This is a genomic window from Bradyrhizobium sp. USDA 4011 (assembly GCF_054063415.1).
Genome location: NZ_JBSSGG010000001.1, coordinates 6,912,725 through 6,933,564, shown reverse-complemented (window position 1 = coordinate 6,933,564; position 20,840 = coordinate 6,912,725). Strand labels below are relative to the sequence as shown.

Below are 20,840 nucleotides of genomic sequence, written 5' to 3'. Positions count from 1 at the left end.
TTGAAAATGCTGCGGCGCGGGAGAAGCATCATGAACGCTTCTGTTTACACACGATGGTTTAAGGATATCCGGCTTGAGGATGTTCCCTTGGTGGGGGGCAAAACCGCCTCGCTGGGGGAGCTCTACTCGGCGCTCGCGCGGCACGGAGTCAAAGTACCGAACGGCTTTGCGCTGATCGCATCGGCTTATCGTGACGCGCTGACAGAGGCAGGAGCTTGGGACGAACTCGGCGGCCTGCTCGCTGGCCTGGACAAGCGGAACATTGCGGATCTCGCCAAGCGAGCTCGTGCAGCGCGTGCCATCGTTTACGCCGCGACTGATCAGGAGTATCTGCGCCGCGAAGTTGCTGACGCCTATCGACAACTGGAACAAGAATACGGCGCCAATGTCGCGGTCGCGGTGCGAAGTTCGGCGACTGCCGAAGACCTGCCGACCGCGAGCTTCGCGGGACAGCACGAGAGCTTTCTCAACGTTCGCGGTCCGGATGACGTTATGCTAGCATGCCGGCGATGCTTTGCCTCGCTGTTCACAGATCGAGCGATCTCCTATCGCATCGACAATGGTTTCGATCATTTCAAGGTCGCACTATCCGTTGCGGTCATGAAGATGGTCCGCTCCGATCTCGCGGCGAGTGGCGTGATGTTCACGCTCGACACCGAATCCGGGTATCGCGACGTGGTCTTCGTGACCGGAGCGTATGGCCTCGGCGAAAACATTGTCCAGGGAACCGTGGACCCGGACGAATTCTATGTACACAAGCCGACTTTCAATAACGGTTTCCGCGCCGTCCTCTCGCGCCGAATGGGAACGAAGGAAATGCGGATGGTCTATGCAAAAGGACACGCAACCACCCGCAACGTTGCGACGTCGCAAGCGGCTCGCAAACGGTTCTGCATCGACGATAAGAATGTCCTGGAGCTCGCGCGGTGTGCCATCGTCGTGGAGAGCCACTATTCTCAAAAGGCCGGCGCGCCTACTCCCATGGATGTGGAGTGGGCGAAAGACGGCAGCGACGGCGCGCTCTATATCATCCAGGCGCGTCCGGAGACGGTGGCATCTCGCCGCGGCCCCGAAGCGCTGGAAAGCTATGCGCTCCAATCAACGGGCAAGGTTGTTGCCGCTGGCCGCGCCGTCGGTGAGAAGATCGCCACCGGGAAGGTTCGGCTGATCAAGAACGAACGCGATCTTCGCGCTTTCAGGCCTGGCGAGGTACTGATTGCCTCCGCGACCAGTCCGGACTGGGAACCGGTGATGAAGACCGCTGCTGCCATCGTCACGGACCACGGCGGCAGAACCTGTCATGCTGCCATTATCGCCCGCGAGCTCGGAGTGCCGGCGGTGGTCGGCACCGAAAACATCACGCGGCAGGTGAAAACTGGAATGTCGGTCACTGTGTCCTGCGCGGACGGCGACATCGGTCATGTCTATGATGGCGCACTACCGTTTTCGGTCGAGCGGATCGCGACGGACAGACTGGAAAGACCGCACACCGAAATCATGGTCAACCTTGGCAATCCGGAAATCGCCTTCAAGACGGCAATGGCGCCGAACGACGGCGTCGGGCTCGCGAGGATGGAGTTCATCATCAATCAACATATAGGGATCCATCCGATGGCGCTTGCGCAGCCCGCGAAGGTCAAATCCGCGCGCGATCGCCGCTCAATCAAGCTCCTCACCGAGCGCTACCAGAAACCGTCCGATTTCTTTGTCGAGCGGCTTTCGGAGGGTGTCGGCACCATCGCCGCGGCCTTCTATCCGCGCCCTGTCATTGTCAGGCTTTCCGATTTCAAGACGAACGAATATGCCAACCTATTGGGGGGCGTCGACTTCGAGCCGAAGGAGGAGAATCCGATGCTCGGGTTCCGCGGCGCCGCACGGTATGCTCACCCAGCCTATGCCGAGGGCTTCGCGCTGGAATGCGCAGCGCTGCGCCGCGTGCGTAACACGATGGGACTGACCAACCTCAAGATCATGATTCCGTTTTGCAGGCGCCTCGATGAGGCGCGCAATGTCATCGAAGCCATGGCACGTCACGGCCTTACTCGAGGCGAAGGCGGCCTTGAGATATTCATGATGTGCGAGATTCCAAACAACGTAATTCTGATAGATCAGTTCGCGAAATTGTTCGATGGATTTTCGATCGGCTCCAACGATCTGACCCAGCTCACGCTGGGCGTCGACAGGGACTCCGACATCGTCGCGTTCGATTTTGACGAGCGCGATCCCGGAATGCTGCAAATGCTGACAATGGCGGTGAGAGGCGCCAAGCGCAGCCGGCGGCATGTTGGGATCTGTGGCGAGGCGCCGGCAAACTATCCTGAGATCGCGAAATTCCTGACCGAACTCGGCATCGATTCGATCAGCGTCAATCCGTCGAGCGTGCTGCGGACGATGGCTATCGTCCGTGAAGCTGAACGGAGTATCGCCAAATCGACGGTTGTCGCAAGCTAGGTGCCTTTGTCGCGCCTGCGACAGTTTCAGCGCTTCGCAAACTTCATCGTTTTTCACGGCATCCTGAAATCGGCGCTCTTCCTCCAGTTCGATAAGAAGCGCCCCCGCGATTGATCTTCGCTGTTTTCGAACCGTTCTCGTCCTGCTTTTTCCGCGCGCGCTCATTGCGCTCATGCATGAGTTTTAGCGCTTCGCGCACTTCATCGTCGTCCAAGGCGTCCCGCACTCTGCGCTCGTCATTCTGCTGCTCAAAGAGAAGGGTCCTGCGATAAGCCTTCGCTGACGGCGAACAATTCTCTTCTCGCTTTTTCCGCATCTCTTTGGTCATTTGGGCATTCTCCGAATAACCAAAGAATGGAAAACCCGGCCATCGGGCTGCTTGAGCGAGATCAATATCTTGGCCCGGCGGACGTTCGGCCTTTCAGAAGGTTGTCTTTGAAATCTTGCGTACGCCAGCAATCAGATCGTCGACAGAGTCCTTCGTTGGGTCTTTGCCCTTGTGATCGCAGGCATTTCGGATGTCGCCGAGATGCTGGATGAACCGCCAAGTCTGTTGGTCAATCACATTCGCCGATTTCAAGCCTTCGTAGTAGTCGGATAGGGTTGGCTTCTTTTTTGCAATCGAAACCGAATGGTTTCTACATACTGTCGCCAAGTGCCCTTCTAGTACGACGCCCGCTACGCCTTATCCACCGCCGTCTTTAATTCTGCTTCGAAGCCCCCGGGCGTCTTAAACCGTGCAAACTTGTCGAGGTTAACGAAGAAGAGCGCCAAACTAATCGCAACAATCGACAAAGACATTTCGCCTTTGGACCGAAATACTCCAAGCAGGATCGGAAAGACGACAAGCGCGACGACTAACTTCTGAGTCAATTCGTTCATATGCCACCTAAAGTGGCCAATGCGTTAGGTCTTCAAACGGTAGATTAGCCCAGCCCAGCCACGAAGGGTCTTCAGCAACTTTGGCGTGAGGGCAAGGTCGAACGAAACTTATTCATAGCAAAGGCGCCACCCTACGCATGAGCGAATAGCAACACCAACTGAGCGAGTGTCAGCTACTTTCGTAAGGAAATAAATGGCTTAGCGATGATGCTGCCGTCAAAGGCGCATCAAAGACCCGCTGACAGGTTCTAGTTTTGATCTCGCGAAGGGCTGCCAACCTATTGATTTGATTGGTGGGCGCACCAGGGCTCGAACCTGGGACCCGCTGATTAAGAGTCAGCTGCTCTACCAACTGAGCTATGCGCCCGGAACTTGTCCGGAAATGACCCTCGCAAGAGAGGCCGTCGTTTAGCAAAGCGATTCCGCGATGTCCAGCAAGCTGGCGCAACTTTTCCCGACTTTCTGACAGCCGAAAGGCCGCCGGATTCCGGCGGCCTTTCATAGGCTTGGCAAGTTTGCCGGCGGCTGGCTCTCAGAGCCGGCCGGAGAGCGCTCCTGATCCGGACCGTCATCGCGGTCGAAATGATGGTCGCGGCCGCCGCGCTCCCAACGGTCCATGCCGCGCTCGAGGCGATGGCGGCGCCAGCCCTCGGCACCGAAGCCGCGCCCTTCCATGTGGGTGAGCATGGTCAGCCGCCGCTTTTGGTTGTCGTCGAGCGTCTTGTAGAGCGGGTCGGCGGCATCCGCGATCTTCTTCAGCGACGACGCGGTCGCCGCCATGTTGTCGGCGCGCTCGCGCAGCCGCGCGACCGGATCATCCGGCTTGTCGGCCTTGTCCGCATCGGTCTTCTCCGCGGCCATCCGCGCATTGGCACGATCGAGCCGCATCTTGGCGAAGTCACGCACCGCGGTTTCGACCGGCGGCCACAGCTTCTCCTGATCGGCGGTCAGTTTCAGCCCGGCGTGCACCGCGGCAATGCGCGCGTCGAGGAAGGCGGCCCGATCCTCGGGGCTCATCCGCATCTGGCCATGGAACCACGGGCGATGCTGGGCATAGACCGCGGTCGAACCGGCAATCGTGAGCGCCGCGATGCCGGCGAGCAGAACTTTCTTCATCCAAACCTCCTTTGAAGGTTGCCTGAGAATGATACCGCCTGCTGCGGCCTTCAACTTACGGATTGGACAGAGAGACCTTTCTTGCCAAGATGTAATCCGCTTCGTTGCCCGCCAGAAACATCCAAAGCGCGAGGTCGCGCTTTGGTTTTCTGATTGTTTGCGCATGATCTTGCCGGAAAACCGCTTCACACATTTCCGGATCATGTGCTCGCTAGATCATTCCCAACAGCCGCGGCAGCCACAGCGAGATCTCCGGCACGTAGGTGATCAGGCCGAGGAACACCAGCATCGCGCATAGCCACGGCAGGACCGAGATCGTGATCTCGCTGATGCCCATCTTGGCGATACTGCTCGCGATGTAGAGATTGAGCCCGACCGGCGGATGGCACAGCCCGACCTCGGTGTTGACGATCATCAGGATGCCGAGATGCACCGGATGCACGCCGAGCTTGGTCGCCAGCGGAAACAGGATCGGCGCCATGATCAGGAGGATCGACGAGGGATCCATCACGTTGCCGGCGAGCAGCAGGATGACGTTGACGACGAGCAGGAACATCCAGACCGAGAAGTTCTTGTCGATGATCCAGGCCGCCATCTCCTGCGGGATCTGTTCATGCGTCATCAGGAACGAGAACAGCACCGCGTTGGTGATGATGTAGAGCAGCATCGAGCTCATGCTCGCCGCCTGCAGCAGCACCTTCGGCACCTCGGAGAGCTTCAGCTCCTTGTAGACGAACACGGTGATGAAGAAGGCGTAGGTCGCCGCGACTGCCGCGGCTTCCGTCGGCGTGAAGATGCCGCCATAGATGCCGCCGAGCACGATCGCGATCAGCGACAGGCCCCAGATGCTTTCGCGGAACGCCGTGAACTGCTGGCCAATGGTCGCCCGCGGCATCTTCGGATAGCCGTTGCGCTGCGCCACGAAGAAGGTCACCGCGGCCAGCATCAGCGCGAGCAGCACGCCCGGCACGATGCCGGCCATGAACAGCGCGCCGATCGAGGTGTTGGTCGAGACGCCGTAGAGCACCAGGATGATCGAGGGCGGCACCAGGATGCCGAGCGCGCCCGAGGTCGAGATCACGCCGACGCCGAATCGCTTCGGATAGCCGTGATCGACCATCGCCGGCATCATGATCGAGCCGATCGCGACCACGGTGGCGACGCTCGAGCCCGAGATCGCCGCGAACATCGCGCAGGCCGCGACGCCGGCGAGCCCAAGGCCGCCGGGCAGATGCCCGACCAGCGAGGTCGTGAACGCGATCATGCGCCGCGCGACGCCGCCGCGGGTCAGGAAGGTGCCGGCCAGGATGAAGAACGGGATCGCCATGATGCCGAAATTGTCGAGGCCCGAAAACAGCTTCAGGCCGACGCTTTCGATCGGCACCTCGGTCATGGTGAACAGGAAGGTGAGCACGGTCAGGCCGAGCGAAATCGAGATCGGCATGCCCGTCAGCATCAGGGCAAACAGCAGTCCGAAGATAAGTGCGGCGCTCATCACGCTTCTCCGAGCGCGACGGGCGCGGTCTTGCTGGTCTCGACGCCATCGACATGGGAGGCGTCATGGTGCGGCAGCTCGTCGGTCCACCAGTAATTCCAGCACACCTGCAGGAAGCGGAAGCACATCAGATAGGAGCCGAGCGGGATGCAGGCGTAGACGATCCAGCTCGGGATCTCGAGGTCGGGCGAGACCTGGTCGGTGTGCATCAGCTCGAACACGAACTTGGCGCCCATGGTGCCGACGATCGCGGTGAACAGAGCGCCGCCGAGCAGGCCGAAGCTGATGGTGCGCTTGCGCCAGGCGTCATTAAGGCGATTGATCAGCACGTCGACGCCGACATGGATGCCGGTGCGCACGCCATAGGCGGCACCGAACTTCGCCATCCAGATGAACATGTAGATGCACAGTTCCTGCGACCATGCGAGATTGATGCCGAACAAATACGGATAGAGCACCGGCACGTCGACCAGGAAGCGGTGCACGACCGTGACGAAGGTCAGAAGCGTCGCAGCGCCCATCAGGCTCGCGATGATGATTTCCTCGATCCGGTCCAGAATTTTCAGCAGCATTGATCTCCCCTGTCATGGCCTGATGCGGCAACCGGCCACGGCACCCAGGCCGCGGCCTCACGCGGCCGCGGCATTCGTTAGATTTGCAAGACGGCTCTCGGCTGAGAGGCCTGTCCACACACTCAGTCCACCTCCCCCGCAAGCGGGAGAGGGAGCGCACCGCCTGTTCGGCGGCTAACAGGCGATCCGCCTTAGTTCATCGGGCTGCGGCCCGTTTCCTTCAGGAATTCGTCGATCAGCGGCTGGCCGACGCGCGAGGCCACGTCCTTGTAGACCGGCATCATCGCCTTGCGCATCGCCTCGTCCTGCTCCGGCGTCAGCGAGATGATCTCGGTCTTGCCCGCCTTCTTGATCTCGGCGAGCGCGTCCTCGTTCTCCTTGGCGGACTGGTTGTTGCCGAACTCGGTGGCTTCCTTCATCGCTTTGTTGAGTTCGTCGCGGATGTCGGCCGGCAGGCCGTCCCAGAACTTCTTGTTCACGACCACGACGTAGCCGATGTAGCCGTGATTGGTGACGGTCGCGTACTTCTGCACCTCATGCATTTTCTGGGTGTAGATGTTCGACCAGGTGTTCTCCTGACCGTCGACCACACCGGTCTGCAGCGCCTGGTAGACGTCCGAGAACGCCATCACCTGCGGTATCGAACCGAGCGCGCGGAACTGGGCCTCCAGCACCTTCGACGACTGGATACGGAATTTCAGTCCCCTGTAGTCGGCGGGCGCGATCAGCTTCTTGTTCGCGCTCATCTGCTTGAAGCCGTTGTCCCAATAGGCGAGACCGGTCATGCCCTTGGAATCCAGCTTCTTGAGCAGCTGGGCGCCGAGCGGGCCGTCGGTCACCTTGCGCAGCGATTTCAGGTCCGGGAGAATGTAGGGCAGATCGAAGACTTCGAATTCCTTGATGCCGATCGGGCCGAACTTCGAGTTCGACGGCGCCAGCATCTGCACCGCGCCGAGCTGCAGTGCTTCGAGCTCTTCCTTGTCCTTGTAGAGCGTCGAGTTCGGATAGACCTCGACCTTCACCTTGCCGCCGGTGTACTTCTCGGCGAGTTCCTTGAACTTGTCGGCCGCCTTGCCCTTCGGCGTATCCGACGCCACCACGTGGCTGAACTTGATGACGATCGGCGACTGCGCCGAGGCCTGCCCGACAAAGGTCAAGGCCGCGATCCACGCCGCAGCCAAAATGAACTTACGCATGTTTCCTCCCGCGTATTGCGGAGCACGAATACCGGCCCCGAGACATCCGGTCGCACCATTACAGACAAGAACGACGAATTGCCATTGCCCCTTTAGCAGGGGCTAAATAGCGCCATTGCTGCACTGCAAAAATCGATACGGCGGCACCCCTTTCGGCTCTCGCGACCGCTCAATGACACCGCCCGCACGCTGTGCCCGGCCATGGCGGCGCGGTCAATGCGAGGTTTGGCAATGGCGAGTTCGCCGGGCGCGAATGCTGCGCGCTTCTTGCCGGCTGTCGTTCCTGCGAAAGTAGGACCCATAAGCTGCGGCGCGAATTGCGAGCTTGTCGTTTGTCGTCCTGGCGAACTGCCTGTTCGGTGTCCTCACCCGCGAAATGTTTAGACCGGAGACATGGCTGACACCTGTTCCGACACATCACTGACAGATTCGCCATTGGTCAAGTCGATTGATGCGACCTGCCAGCTGGCGAAGAAGATTCCGTAGTTGCCGTCGCGATCGAGCGGTCTGATCGCAAGGCGCTCGCCGCAGAAGGCTTGCGGGACTTTCCACATCTGTCCCTGGAAAGCGACGTAGCTCCGTGTCGAGGACATGGTGCGAACGATCTCTCCGGCATTGTATTCGACCTTCGGAATGCGGTCCGGTATGGACGCAGCGAGCTTGCTGCGTCCATGGATGCCAGCCGGCATGGCCGCCTCTCGCTTGTCCTCACCGCGACGCGGTGCTGATGTTCTCGCCAAAGAACTTCCACGTCTTGCCGTCGAACTTCGCGAGCTTGAACGTGTCGAAGGTGGAATAGTCCGTCGGCGACACCGATACCGTGATGCCGGGAAGCAGTAGCGGCAGCGAGACCTTGCTCAGGTTGGTGGCCTGCTTCAGCAGGTTCTCGCGCGTCAGCACGTCTCCGCAGTTCTTCAGGATGATGGCCGTGAACTGCGCGGACAGATAGCCGATCTGGTTGCTGCCATCGATCGGATTGCCTTCCGGATACCACTGCTTCATGAACGCGAGATAGTCCTGCACGCCCTTGTCGGTGTCCCATGCCGGGTCGCCCACCACCTTGGTCGCCAGCGCCGTCATCAGGCCGGGGATGCTTCGAGGCCGGCAGGCTCGAGCACGCCGCCGATCGAGCTGGCGACGGACACGATGAAGTGCGTCGGCTTCCAGCCGAGATCGGCCACCTTGCGGATCGCCTGCGCGCCGAACTTCGGCGTCGTGATCGTCATCAGCACGTCGGCGCCGGTGGCCTTCAGATTGACGATCTGGGAATCGATCGTGGGATCGGTCACCTCGTAGCTGAGCTCCTTGACGATCAGACCGGCCTTCTCTCCCAGCCCCTCCCTGAAGCCCTTCAGATAGTCCTTGCCGAAGTCGTCGTTCTGGTAGATCACGCCGATCTTCGCGTTGGGCAGCTCCTTGGCGATGTACTTGGCGTAGATCTTCGCCTCCTGCGCATAGGGCGGATAGAACGGCGTGGTCCAGGGGAATTCCTTCGGATCGTTCCACTTCGAGGCGCCGGTGGAGATCAACAGATGCGGGATCTTCTTGCCGTTCAGGTATTTTTGGATCGACGAATTTGTCGGGGTGCCCAGTGAGCCGATGTTGGCAAGGATCTCATCCTGCTCCACGAGCTTGCGCGTCTGCTCCACCGTCTTCGGCGGGCTATAGCCGTCGTCCATGCTCAGCAGCGTGATCTTCCGGCCGTTGATTCCGCCCTGGCTGTTGATCATCTTCCAGTATGCGGCCTCGGCCCTGCCCTGCGTGCCGTACGCCGAAGCCGGACCGCTGTAGGGCATAGTCTGCCCGATCTTGATTTCGGTATCGCTGGCGCCGTGATCGTATTTCTTGTCGGCAGCGAGAACCGCCGAAGGGGAAACAAGGCTGAGCGCGGCGACGGCCGCGAGCGTGATGCAACGCATGTATTCTCCCCATTCGCGTCGCTGTTTGCCGCGACGTCCGGCGAGATCATGATCAAGCCCGCGCGAGATGTCGACCCCTGAAGTCGGGACTTCGAACTGCACTAGCCGTCGAGCGTCACAGCCCCATCCAGTTCATCACGGCTCCGAACGTTGCCCAGAGCGTCCATCCGAGCCCGAGCAGGCAGATCAGCGCAGCCGCCATCGCAATCGTCAGCAGCAGGCCGTCCTCCTGCAGGTAAGCGACCGCGATCAGGACGACCACCATTCCCGGAATGACGTTCACCAGAGGCAGCGGCCAGCCTGCCGAGAAGGCGAGCAGAAACACGACCAGTCCGACGAGGCGGTCGATCACGTCGCGACGCGCGTCCCAGCGCGGCCGGCTGACGCGCTCGATCGCCTGCAGCATCGGACGAACGAGGACGGTGAACCGCTTGAAGCGCTTGAAGTCGAACTGTCGCTTCGACAGGAAGCTCGGAAACGACGGCGCGCTGCGGCCACGCATCATCTCGACCGCCGGAAACAGCAGCGCCAGCGTCGCAACCGTCGCGACGCCGGGGATGATGACCAGCAGCCCCAGGAGCAGCAGGAGAAGGCCGAACGACCGCTTGTCCAGGTTGCTGAGGAGCCATTCGAGATCGACGGGGCCGTCCGGTGCTTGAGCGACGAGTTCCTCAAGAAGTTGGGACGTGTGCGTGGGGGCCAATGGGGCTCCGGACGAAGGGGACATGGATGCCAAAGTGGTCAGACTCGGCATCGATTGCAACAGCTGCCGAAGCAGACTAGGAAGCATGGGTGACCAACGATTCCGACCAGGCATGGCAGCACCATGCGCCGTCAAGCCCGATTCCCGCCGTGCGCCGCCGCTGGCCGTGGTTCCTGCTGATCGTCGTCCTCGCCTGTGCGGGCGCCGGGGGTGTCTACGCCTGGCCGCAGATCGCGCCGCTGGTCCCGTCCCTGGGCAACGAAGCGGCCGGCGACAAGGTGGCCGCAGGCGACAAGGAGGCGTTGCCGGATCTGCTCGCGACCCAGCAGAAGCTCGAGGATGACATCGGCGCACTCAGCAAGTCGGTGGCGGACCAGCAGGAGCAGCTGAAGACCGTCGTCGACCAATTGGCGAGCCTGACGTCGAAGGTCGACGCGCTCCAGCGCCCGGCACTGACCCCTGTGCCGCCGCCGGCCACGGCAGCGGCCGACCAGCCGCATGCACCGGTCGCACAGGCTGCCGCGAAGCCCCGAAAGCCGCCGCCGGTTCGGACGCCAAAGCCGGCAGGTCCGATTTCGACCGGTGGCGCGCCGCTCAACGTGGCACCCGCCGCCAGGGATCGCTGAGCCGCGCCGCGATCAGCACACGATCAGCGCAACCAGTTCGTGACGGCGGCCTATCCGCCGGGCCGCTCCATGCCCGCCGCGCGCAAGACATCGGTATCGGAGGAAAGGAAATCGATCAGGCGCCTGGCTGCGTCAGGCGACTTTGAGTCGCTCACCACATCCGCTCTGGTGCCGTGCGCAAGCTGATGCCTGATCGTTTCCGGGCTATCGGTGATTGCCGTCGTCAATGCTGCGGCACTCTGTCGGCGGCCCGTTGGCTCATTTCTGAAGGTTTGCGGCAAACAGCTTGGCCGCTTCGGCCTTCGATTCCTGATCGGCCTTGGCGTCGTATCTGAGCGGCAGGTTGAACTTCTTGCCGAGCTCGGTGGCTTCGGGGTTCGTGAACGCGTGCACGGCGCCCGGATATTCGATGATCCGGTAATCGGCCTTCGCTGCGTCGAAATCCTTCTTCAGCGCATCATACTGCTCGCGCGTCACGAACGGGTCGTCCGCGCCGTTCAGAATCAGGATTTTCGCCTTGACGGTGCCCGGCGCCGGCGCGGGCGTGTTGGGCCCGAGCAACGCGTGAAAGCCCGCAACGGCGGCGAGATCGGCGCCGGCGCGCGCCATGTTCAGCACCACCGCGCCGCCGAAGCAGTAACCAACGGCGCCGATCCGCTGCGGATTGACCGAAGCCTGCCTGGCGAGTTGCTCGCGCGCGGCGTTGAAGCGCTGCTCCATCACCTTCGGGTTCTTCATCACCGACCCGGACAGCGCACCGGCGTCCTTCGGGTTGTCCGCGGTCTTGGCGTCGCCGTACATATCCGCAATGAAGGCTGTGTAGCCCTGCGCCGCGAACTTCCGCGCCTCGTTGTGGATATGCGGGGTGATGCCCCACCATTCGTGCACCATGACGATGCCGGGCCGCTTGGCCTTCGTCGCGTCGTCATAGACCACGAAGCCCTTCATCGTGGTCTCGCCGTCGGTGTAGGTGATCGGCTCTTCCTTGACCGCGGCGTGTGCGCTCGCGACCATTGCGATGGCGCAAAGTGCTCCGACGATGATCGTTCGCATGCTGATCTCCCTGCGGGTTTGGCACAACACTACATTGGCATACCAGCAATTCCCGCGCTAGGCTTTGAAAGCAGTGCCGATGTTCTCGCAGGCTGCGCGCGATCTTTACATGCGCGGGCGTCCGGCTCGAGGCCGAGCGTGCCGACATTGCGGTTGGTCACCGCTGGGTGAGCGACGATGCGGATCTCGCCCTGGTCAAACTCGGAATTTGGAACGTGCAACCGAAACTGTCCGCTTCACCCGCGACACCGGCCATTCGACAGGCAGCTTGGCATGACCGAGAGGGCCAACGACGAACGTCGAGCTCCGTAGTCTTACTTGGTCACCAAATGCCTGGTTGGCGTCACTGTACTTTCGGGCGGGGCCGGTGAAATTGAGAACGTCAACCACGTGTTCCACCCGGATGGGCGATTGGCCGCATCGAATTCGCCATAGCCCTTCAGGTTCAAGTATCCCTGCATGTTTCCGACCGGAAAGAGATAGCCAATCTGCGGGCCAACGCCGAGCACCCGCGACCTGAACCCTCCAAGGATCGGATGTCCACCCACATCGTCGGAGATTTGTTGATACGCATATCCGACAAGGCCGACGAAGAGCTGTTTCGAGAGAAACTGCGATGCGCCCCAGTCAAAGTGGAAATCGACGCCGCTCTGAACCTGTGTATCGGGATTCTTGAAGTTGTAAGTAAAGCCGGCGACCCCGGAGAACTCATGCCCCGTCGCTGGGTTAAGGTAAGTGTAGCCCCCGCCGCCATCGATCGCGCCGTGACCGATCCCAATATTTGAGAGGCGGCTTGGATCATAAGCGCCGACCGGAATATCTCCCGTTGCGTAGGTCATCCAGTTATGGACGCCATTGTTCCACTTAAGTGTCATCATCGGATACAGGTCGCCGACTGATGTGAGCGCGTCTGAGATGCTTCCCGAGCGCATTGCAGCGAGCCCGCCGACATTCGTCGTCAGTGTCCCGTCAATGGTAGTGCTGGTTCGGCCGAATATCCCCGTCACGCCCACCGCGAATTGTCCGCCAAGCACTGGAGTTGCGAAGGTATAGGTTGGGGCCAGAAACAGAAGGTCGGCTTGCGCATTTAGATTTGCGTTCAAGCTTACATTGGCAGCCCCAGTGAATCTGCCGATCTGAATCTCCCTTGCTGCGGCGACGCCCCCCGAAGCTCCAACCGTCGTATGGTAATAAACAGAGCCCAAGGACCAGCCTGGAGTCTGAGGGACCGCCGCGAGGCTACCGAACAGTCCCGGAACCCAGAAAGAAATGCCGCTCTCGTCAGCGCGAGCGATCTGGAAGGGAAATGCAAGTAAAGCGGTGAATATTCCAACGCACCACTGCCACTGCCGCCGCGCAGAACTTGACCTCAACCGTGACGTCTCGTGTTGCATGTTTTGTCCCTCGCTCTTGTCGGGAGTCGATTATGCTCCTTAATTGGCGTTGCTTACGAGGACGCGTTTGGCAAGCCTCCACCGAATGTGTCGATCTATCTGGAATGAGGCTTTTAGGTCACATCTTTAGATTGGCACAAAGAGTAGGATGAGAGCGTGATCGGCTTTCCATAGACATCATTGGTAGCCAGCTTGCCATCTTCGGATGTGTAGCGCGCCACGCCGCTCTCGCTGTTCGCCAGCGTGACGCGTGGTCTCGGTGACGCGGCACGTCATAAAGGTCATGTCGGTCGCATGATGATCGGCTACCTCGTGAAAAGCGTTGGGAAGTGAACAGTTCTGACTGTTGAGCCAGATGCTCGCGAATAGCGATTGGACCGGCTGCGGATTTCGTCTTGGTGAGGACCGTCATGGAAGGTCATACGGGCGGACCGTGGCAACGCGTTCGGTCGAAGGTTCGTGTACGGCTGATGCGACCGCGTCGGTTTCTTGGTGGCTAAGCGAAGTTACGGCGGGCGGCCCTTTTGCAAGCCGCCCGCCGTAAACATCATCGGTACTACTGGCCAGGGCCTTTGCTCGCCGCCTGTGCCTGCTCCATCCGCTTCGCCATCTCCGCCTTGACGGCGTCGAGATTAAAGCTCGCGCCCCGCTGCATCGGCGGATACTCGATGAAAGTCTGGAGCGTCTTGCCCATCACCTGCTGGACGAACACGAAGCGCCAGAACTGGTACTTGAACCAGTCGAAGTATTGCTGGCCACCCTCCTTCGTTCCATTGTTCGGCCAGCCGGTACGCTCGAAGGGGTCCAGTCGCAGGTTGGTGATGTAAGGGACATCCGGCTTGGTCTTTTCACCCACCCAGCCGGCAGGCTGGTCGATGAACCGGAACTTGTAGTCGTCAATACGCACCGCCCCTACCGTGCTTTCACCGAGGTAGAAGATTTCGTGACGTGCAGACGGACCCTTGCCGGTAATAAGATCAAGCTGGTTATAGCCGTCCAGATGGTTCTTGTAGGTTTGACCGCCGATTTCCTTTCCCTTCAGCAATTCATCGGTGATGTTTGGATTGCCGGCTGCCGCCACAAAGGTCGGTAACCAGTCAAGTCCGGAGAAGAGCCCGTTCTGCACCGTGTCCGCCGGCACCTTGCCGGGCCAGCGGATCATCGCTGGCACGCGGAAGCCGCCTTCCATCACGGTTCCCTTGGACTGCGCAAACGGCGTCTGACCGCCATCGGGCCAGGTGAAGACTTCGGTGCCGTTGTCAGTCGTGAAGACGACGATGGTGTTGTCGTCAACGCCCATGTCCTTCAGCTTCTTCATCACCAGACCGACGTCGTCATCGAGCTGGGCCATGCCGGCTTCTTCTTCCGACCAGCCGTTTTCTGCGTTCCGCAACGCTTCATACTTGGGGGAGAGATGCGTGACGATGTGCATCCGCGTCGGGTTGAGCCAGACGAAGAACGGCTTGTTGTCTTTCTTTGGCCTTGTCCATGAAGTTGATGGCAAGGTCGCGAATTTCGTCATCGACCGTCTCCATGCGCTTGGGATAGAGCGGGCCTGCATCCTCGATCTTCTGCTTGCCGATTTTGCCCCAGCGGGGCATTTCCGTTGGATCATCCTTATCGGTCGCGTAGCTGTGAACCATGTTGCGCGGACCAACGACGTTTAGCAGGTTTTGCGGATAGTTCGGATGCGCTGGATCTTCCATCGCATCGAGGTGATACAAATAACCGAAGAACTCGTCGAAGCCGTGGACGGTCGGCAGAAACTCGTTCTTGTCGCCAAGATGGTTCTTGCCAAACTGTCCTGTGGCGTAGCCCATCGATTTCAGCACGGTGGCGATGGTTACCGCTTCCGCAGGAAGCCCGACCGACGCACCCGCCTGACCAACGGTGGTCATGCCGGTGCGGATCGGCAGTTCTCCCGTGATGAAGTTCGCCCGACCTGCCGTGCAACTTGCCTCGGCGTAATAGTCGGTAAACAACATGCCTTCCTTGGCGATCTTGTCGAGGTTGGGTGTGCGGCCAGCCATCAAACCGCGGTGATAGGCCCCGATATTCCACATGCCGATGTCATCACCCATGATGACAACGATGTTGGGCTTCTGCGCCGGTGCCTGCGCAAATGCAGGCATCGCCGCCATGATCGCAGCGGCAACGGCCGCCAAAAGACCACCTTGAATGCTTCGCACAATACTCATGCGTGACTACCTCTGGTTGCCTGTGACGGGCCAAACAGCGATGCCCATGAAATCTCGTTAGATTGGGCCGGCGCGGCCTCGTTGATCTAGGTCAAGCAATTGCTCGTAGCATCGGCCATCAGCGACCCACGAGCATCGCAAGATACGAGGTTGGCCGTTTCCTCTAGATCGCAAGATGCACGCCAAGCGGGAGGCAGGCCGAGCTCAAAAATACCCTCAAAAACAACGGAGTAGCGTATCGGAGCTAAAGTTGTTCGTATTTGCTTTCGACAGGTCGCTACGAAATGCTGGAGCATCTCCGGTATAATCGGAGGACGCGACTAACGACCGATAGACGCGACCGCTCCGGCAACGCGATTGCGACCGGCGTGGTCAGGTCAGACATACAACCGCCGTAGGGCGGGTCACGATTCAGCCCAACAATGCCCTGCTTATCCAACGGCTTAGGCCTATTGCGTACAGACGCATCAGCATACTCGCACCGCAGGCGCTGAGGCGGGTGTTGCACACAATGATGCCATGTCCATCCCGGGACAAAGCGCGACACACGCGCACTCCGCGCTCCGTTGCGGACGGCTATTCCGCCGCCGTCCGGATATCGATCTTCTCGGCGCGGACTGCGCAGAACTTGAACTCCGGAATCTTGCCGAACGGATCGAGCGCCGGGTTGGTCAACAAATTCGCTGCCGCTTCCGCGTAGCAGAACGGCATGAAGACCATGTTCTCGGGCACGTCGCGGTCGGCGCGCACCTTGACCTCGACCGCGCCGCGGCGCGTCTCGAGGCGGATGAAGTCGCCCGGCGCGAGCCCCTTCTTGCGCATGTCCTTCGGCGTCATGAACGCGACCGCCTCGGGCTCGATCTGGTCGAGCACCTGCGCGCGGCGCGTCATCGAGCCGGTGTGCCAATGCTCGAGCACGCGGCCGGTCGACAGCACCATCGGGTACTCGTCGTCCGGCAATTCGTCCGGCGGGATCACCTTGGCCGGCACGATCTTGCCGCGGCCACTCTCGGTCGGGAAACCGGTCGTGAAGATGATCTCATTGCCCGGCTTGTCCGGATCGTCGACCGGATAGGTCACCGCGCCCTCGCGAACCAGCCGCTCCCAGGTGATGTTCTTCAGCGACGGCATCAGCTCGGCCATCTCAGTGAAGACCTCGCCCGGCCCGGCATAATTCCAGGGCAACCCCATCCGCTTGGCGATTTCCTGGATGATCCAGAGATCCTGCCGCGCATCGCCCGGCGGCTTGATCACCTCGCGCGCCAGCTGCACGCGGCGGTCGGTGTTGGTGAAGGAGCCGGACTTTTCGGCGAACGCCGAGGCCGGCAGGATCACGTCGGCATGGAACGCCGTCTCGGTGACGAACAGGTCCTGCACGACGAGATGATCGAGCTTCGCCAACGCCTGGCGCGCGTGCTGCAAGTCGGGATCGGACATCGCCGGATTTTCGCCCTCGACATACATGCCGTGGATCTCGCCGGCATGGATCGCGTTCATGATCTCGACGACGGTCAGCCCGCGCACCGGATCGAGCTGCTGCCCCCACAACTTCTCGAAGGCGCCGCGCATGTCGTCGCGGCCGACCGGCTGATAGTCCGGCAGGAACATCGGGATCAGGCCGGCGTCGGAAGCGCCCTGCACGTTGTTCTGCCCGCGCAGCGGATGCAGCCCTGTGCCGGGGCGGCCGACCTGGCCGGTGATCAGGGCGAGCGCGATCAGGCAGCGCGCATTGTCGGTGCCGTGGACGTGCTGGCTGATGCCCATGCCCCAGAAGATGATCGACGACTTGGCGCGAGCATAGGCACGCGCCACCTCGCGCAGCGTCTCGGCGGGAATGCCGCAGATCGGCGACATGCGCTCCGGCGTGAACTCCTGGATCTTCGCCTTCAGCTCGTCATAGCCCTCGGTATAACCGGCGATGTACTGCTCGTCGGTCAGGCCCTCGGTGATGATCGTGTGGATCATCGCGTTGAGCATCGCGACGTCGCTGCCCGGCTTGAAGGCGAGGTGCTGCGTGGCATGACGCGACAACGCCTGCCGACGCGGGTCCATCACGTAGAGCTTGGCACCACGCTTCGCGGCGTTCTTGATGAAGGTCGCGGCGACCGGATGGTTTACGGTCGGATTGGCGCCGATCACCCAGATCACCTCGGCATCGGCCGCGGCCGAGAACGGCGCCGACACCGCGCCGGAGCTCAGTCCCTCGAACAAGGCCGCCACCGACGAGGCGTGGCACAGCCGCGTGCAGTGGTCGACATTGTTGGAGCCGAAGCCGGTGCGGACCAGCTTCTGGAACAGATAGGCTTCCTCGTTCGAGCCCTTGGCCGAGCCGAACCCGGCGAGCGCCTTGGCGCCCTTCTCGTCGCGGATTTTCTTCAAGCCGGCCGCGGCAAGGTCGAGCGCCTCTTCCCAGGATGCTTCGCGGAAATGGGTGTAGGGATTGGCTGGATCGACCTGGTCGTTGGCATCCTTCTTCACGCCCGGGAGCCGCACCAGCGGCTTGGTCAGCCGGTTCGGGTGGTGGATGTAGTCGAAGCCGAAGCGGCCCTTGACGCAGAGCCGGTTGTGATTGGCCGGACCATCACGGCCTTCGGCGTAGATCACCTTCTCGTCCTTGACCTCGTAGGTGACCTGACAGCCGACGCCGCAATACGGGCACAGCGAATCCACCTTGCGGTCGGGCCAGGTGACGCGCGTCTGCTTGTCGTCGAGCATCACCGCCGGCATCAGCGCTCCGGTGGGACACGCCTGGACGCATTCGCCGCAGGCGACGCAGGTCGATTCGCCCATCGGATCGTCGAAGTCGAACACGATTTTCGAGCCGTGACTACGATAAGCCATGCCGATCACGTCGTTGACCTGCACCTCGCGGCACGCCCGCACGCAGAGGCCGCACTGGATGCAGGCGTCGAGATTGACGCGCATCGCCGGATGGCTGGTGTCGGCGTGCCAGCGCTCGGTGGCGGGGAAGCGGCTCTCGGTCACGCCGGTCTTCTCGGCCCAGTGCCAGAATTTCGAGTCCGGATCGTGCGAGGTCTCGCGCGGCGGCTGGTCGGCGACAAGCAGCTCCATGACCATCTTCTGCGCCGCGACGGCGCGCTGGCTGGCCGACTTCACCTTCATGCCGACCGAAGGCGTCCGCTTGCAGGACGCCGCCAGCACGCGTTCGCCTTCGATTTCGACCATGCAGGCGCGGCAATTGCCGTCCGGCCGATAGTCCGGCGCGGGCGAATAGCAGAGATGCGGGATCTCGGTGCCCTGGCGCTTGGCGACCTGCCAAATCGTTTCGCCGGCCCGCGCTTCGACCTGATGGCCGTCGAGCTCGAACTGGATCGTCTGGCCGGAGTTGTGATCGTTGCTCATTCAAATCCTCGTCGAATTCGCCTGCTTGGCCCGCCCTACTCGGCGGCTTGCTACGGACGAAACCCGTCCGGAAAATATTTGATCACGGAGGTCAGCGGATTGGAGGCCGCCTGACCGAGCCCGCAGATCGACGCGTCGCGCATCGCCTGGCTCAATTGGTCGAGCAGTTCCTTGTTCCAGACCGGTTGCTGCATCAAGAGCGCCGCCTTCTCGGTTCCGGCGCGACAGGGCGTGCATTGCCCGCAGCTCTCGTCCTCGAAGAACTTCATCAGATTCAGCGCGGCCTCCCTGACGTCATCGGCCTGCGAGAGCACGATGACAGCGGCGGAGCCGATGAAGCAGCCGTATTTCTCCAGCGTGCCGAAATCGAGCGGGATGTCGTCCATCGAGGCCGGCAGGATGCCGCCGGACGCACCGCCCGGCAGATAGGCCTGCAAGGTATGGCCGTCGGCCATGCCGCCGCAGAACTCGTCGATCAGCTGGCGCACGGTGATGCCGGCCGGTGCGAGCTTGACACCCGGATTCTTGACGCGTCCCGACACCGAGAAGCTGCGCAGGCCGTGGCGCTCGTTGCGGCCGTGGCTCTTCCACCAGTCGGCGCCCTTCTCGACGATGTCGCGCACCCACCACAACGTCTCGATGTTGTTGATCAGCGTCGGCAGGCCGAACAGCCCGACCTGGAACGGATATGGTGGCTTGTGCCGTGGCAGGCCGCGCTTGCCCTCGATCGATTCCAGCAGCGAGGATTCCTCGCCGCAGATATAGGCGCCGGCGCCACGCCGCAGATGCAGCGTCGGACCGCCGGGCGGAAGCTTTGCGATCTCGCGCGCAAGGATCTCGCGGCAGGCCGGGTACTCGTCGCGGATGTAGATGTAGACTTCCGGCGCCTCGACCACGTGGGCGCCGATCAGCATGCCCTCGAGGAAACGATGCGGATCGGTCTCGAGATAGTAGCGGTCCTTGAACGTGCCGGGCTCGCCCTCGTCGCCGTTCACCGCCATCAGCCGCGGACCGGGCTCGCCCAGCACGGCGCGCCACTTGCGGCCGGTCGGAAAACCGGCGCCGCCTAGACCGCGCAGCGACGCATCGTCGAGCGCCTTCAACAGGTCTTCCCGCGGCAGCTCGCCCGAGCGCAGGCGCGCCAGCAGCCGGTATCCGCCGTCGGCGACATAGGCGTCGCAATCGATGTAAGGGGAGAGATGCACATGCGTGTCGCCGCCCTTGGCCGCAGCGACCACGTTGCTGACGGCCGCATGATCGACGAAGTTGTGGCCGATCTCGGCAGTGGGTGCGGTGTCGCATCGGCCGACGCACGGTGCCCGCACGACGCGGATGCCGGGGCCGGCGCGGCTCTTGAGATCCTTCAGCAGCTTCTCGCCGCCGAGCATCGCGCAGGTCAGCGAATCGCAGACCCGCACGGTGAGCGGGGCGATATCAGGCTCGCCCTCCTTCACGATGTCGAAATGCGCATAGAAGGTCGCGGTCTCGAACACTTCGGCGAATGACAGCCTCATCTCGTCGGCGAGCGCCGCAAGATGCGCCGCCGAAATCTGATGGTATTTGTCCTGGATCAGATGGAGGTATTCGATCAGCAGGTCGCGACGCCTCGGCCGGTCCGCGAGCAGCGCCTCGATCTCATGAGCCGCCGCAGGGTCGACCTGACGTCCCTTGGGCGTGGCTTTCGCCCGCTTCCTGCCTGCTCCGGGATGCTCGAACGCGCGGACCTTGTGAACGTCGTCTCCACTCATGAAACCTCGCCTTGGAACCCGGCTTTGCGCAAGTTGCGCCGATTCAGCCAACTCTATTCTCTGGCATGCCACAGGCAAGCACATTTAGAATGCCTCTAGCAGCGTCGGGTTGCCGCGCAGGCCG

The 20,840-nt window shown here is 61.5% G+C and carries 13 protein-coding genes, 1 tRNA gene and 3 pseudogenes; 2 read left to right on the top strand and 15 right to left on the bottom strand.

Going from position 1 to position 20,840, the window contains the following annotated elements; translation table 11 throughout:
* The first annotated feature begins 30 nt into the window (after positions 1–30).
* Positions 31–2,451 carry a phosphoenolpyruvate synthase gene (gene ppsA, locus ACVW1C_RS32620; protein ID WP_456761771.1) on the top strand — a complete coding sequence of 807 codons (2,421 nt, stop codon included), beginning with the start codon at positions 31–33 and terminating at the stop codon, positions 2,449–2,451.
* A 43-nt stretch (positions 2,452–2,494) separates the two neighbouring features.
* Here ppsA and ACVW1C_RS32615 read toward each other — a convergent pair whose 3' ends face one another.
* From ACVW1C_RS32615 to ACVW1C_RS32570, 10 genes and pseudogenes are all read right to left on the bottom strand, one after another.
* The gene (locus tag ACVW1C_RS32615; protein WP_456761770.1) at positions 2,495–2,779 is read right to left on the bottom strand and encodes a hypothetical protein; all 285 of its coding nucleotides are present in this window, start codon (positions 2,777–2,779) and stop codon (positions 2,495–2,497) included.
* A 350-nt stretch (positions 2,780–3,129) separates the two neighbouring features.
* Positions 3,130–3,333 (bottom strand): hypothetical protein, encoded by a 204-nt coding sequence (locus tag ACVW1C_RS32610; protein ID WP_456761769.1) that lies wholly within the window; start codon positions 3,331–3,333, stop codon positions 3,130–3,132.
* A 291-nt stretch (positions 3,334–3,624) separates the two neighbouring features.
* A tRNA-Lys gene (locus ACVW1C_RS32605) sits at positions 3,625–3,700 on the bottom strand.
* 131 nt (positions 3,701–3,831) lie between these two features.
* Complete coding sequence (locus ACVW1C_RS32600; protein WP_456761768.1) at positions 3,832–4,449, bottom strand: Spy/CpxP family protein refolding chaperone; 618 nt, start codon at positions 4,447–4,449, stop codon at positions 3,832–3,834.
* A gap of 211 nt (positions 4,450–4,660) precedes the next feature.
* The gene (locus ACVW1C_RS32595) at positions 4,661–5,944 is read right to left on the bottom strand and encodes a TRAP transporter large permease (protein WP_092115778.1); all 1,284 of its coding nucleotides are present in this window, start codon (positions 5,942–5,944) and stop codon (positions 4,661–4,663) included.
* The gene (locus tag ACVW1C_RS32590; RefSeq protein WP_456761767.1) at positions 5,944–6,516 is read right to left on the bottom strand and encodes a TRAP transporter small permease; all 573 of its coding nucleotides are present in this window, start codon (positions 6,514–6,516) and stop codon (positions 5,944–5,946) included. The genes ACVW1C_RS32595 and ACVW1C_RS32590 overlap by 1 nt, the downstream gene beginning before the upstream one ends.
* A gap of 191 nt (positions 6,517–6,707) precedes the next feature.
* A complete protein-coding gene (locus tag ACVW1C_RS32585; protein WP_456761766.1) occupies positions 6,708–7,712 on the bottom strand; it encodes a TRAP transporter substrate-binding protein in 1,005 nt (334 codons plus the stop codon).
* Positions 7,713–8,092: 380 nt separating this feature from the next.
* Positions 8,093–8,362, bottom strand: a pseudogene (locus ACVW1C_RS32580) (IS481 family transposase); the annotation flags it as partial.
* Between the two features lie 58 nt (positions 8,363–8,420).
* Positions 8,421–9,631, bottom strand: a pseudogene (locus tag ACVW1C_RS32575) (ABC transporter substrate-binding protein).
* 115 nt (positions 9,632–9,746) lie between these two features.
* Positions 9,747–10,334 carry an exopolysaccharide biosynthesis protein gene (locus ACVW1C_RS32570; protein ID WP_456761765.1) on the bottom strand — a complete coding sequence of 196 codons (588 nt, stop codon included), beginning with the start codon at positions 10,332–10,334 and terminating at the stop codon, positions 9,747–9,749.
* Positions 10,335–10,423: 89 nt separating this feature from the next.
* Here ACVW1C_RS32570 and ACVW1C_RS32565 point away from each other — a divergent pair, with 89 nt between their 5' ends.
* Entirely contained in the window at positions 10,424–10,960 is a 537-nt protein-coding gene (locus tag ACVW1C_RS32565; RefSeq protein WP_456761764.1) for a hypothetical protein, read from the top strand.
* A gap of 258 nt (positions 10,961–11,218) precedes the next feature.
* On the opposite strand, the gene ACVW1C_RS32560 is transcribed toward ACVW1C_RS32565, so the two are convergent.
* From ACVW1C_RS32560 to ACVW1C_RS32540, 5 genes and pseudogenes are all read right to left on the bottom strand, one after another.
* Positions 11,219–12,013 carry a dienelactone hydrolase family protein gene (locus tag ACVW1C_RS32560; RefSeq protein WP_456761763.1) on the bottom strand — a complete coding sequence of 265 codons (795 nt, stop codon included), beginning with the start codon at positions 12,011–12,013 and terminating at the stop codon, positions 11,219–11,221.
* A 314-nt stretch (positions 12,014–12,327) separates the two neighbouring features.
* Positions 12,328–13,407 carry a SphA family protein gene (locus ACVW1C_RS32555; protein ID WP_456761762.1) on the bottom strand — a complete coding sequence of 360 codons (1,080 nt, stop codon included), beginning with the start codon at positions 13,405–13,407 and terminating at the stop codon, positions 12,328–12,330.
* Between the two features lie 556 nt (positions 13,408–13,963).
* A pseudogene (locus tag ACVW1C_RS32550) lies at positions 13,964–15,605 on the bottom strand (arylsulfatase).
* A 576-nt stretch (positions 15,606–16,181) separates the two neighbouring features.
* Entirely contained in the window at positions 16,182–18,968 is a 2,787-nt protein-coding gene (gene fdhF / locus ACVW1C_RS32545; protein WP_456761761.1) for a formate dehydrogenase subunit alpha, read from the bottom strand.
* Positions 18,969–19,018: 50 nt separating this feature from the next.
* The gene (locus ACVW1C_RS32540; protein ID WP_456761760.1) at positions 19,019–20,716 is read right to left on the bottom strand and encodes an NADH-ubiquinone oxidoreductase-F iron-sulfur binding region domain-containing protein; all 1,698 of its coding nucleotides are present in this window, start codon (positions 20,714–20,716) and stop codon (positions 19,019–19,021) included.
* Positions 20,717–20,840: the final 124 nt, after the last annotated feature.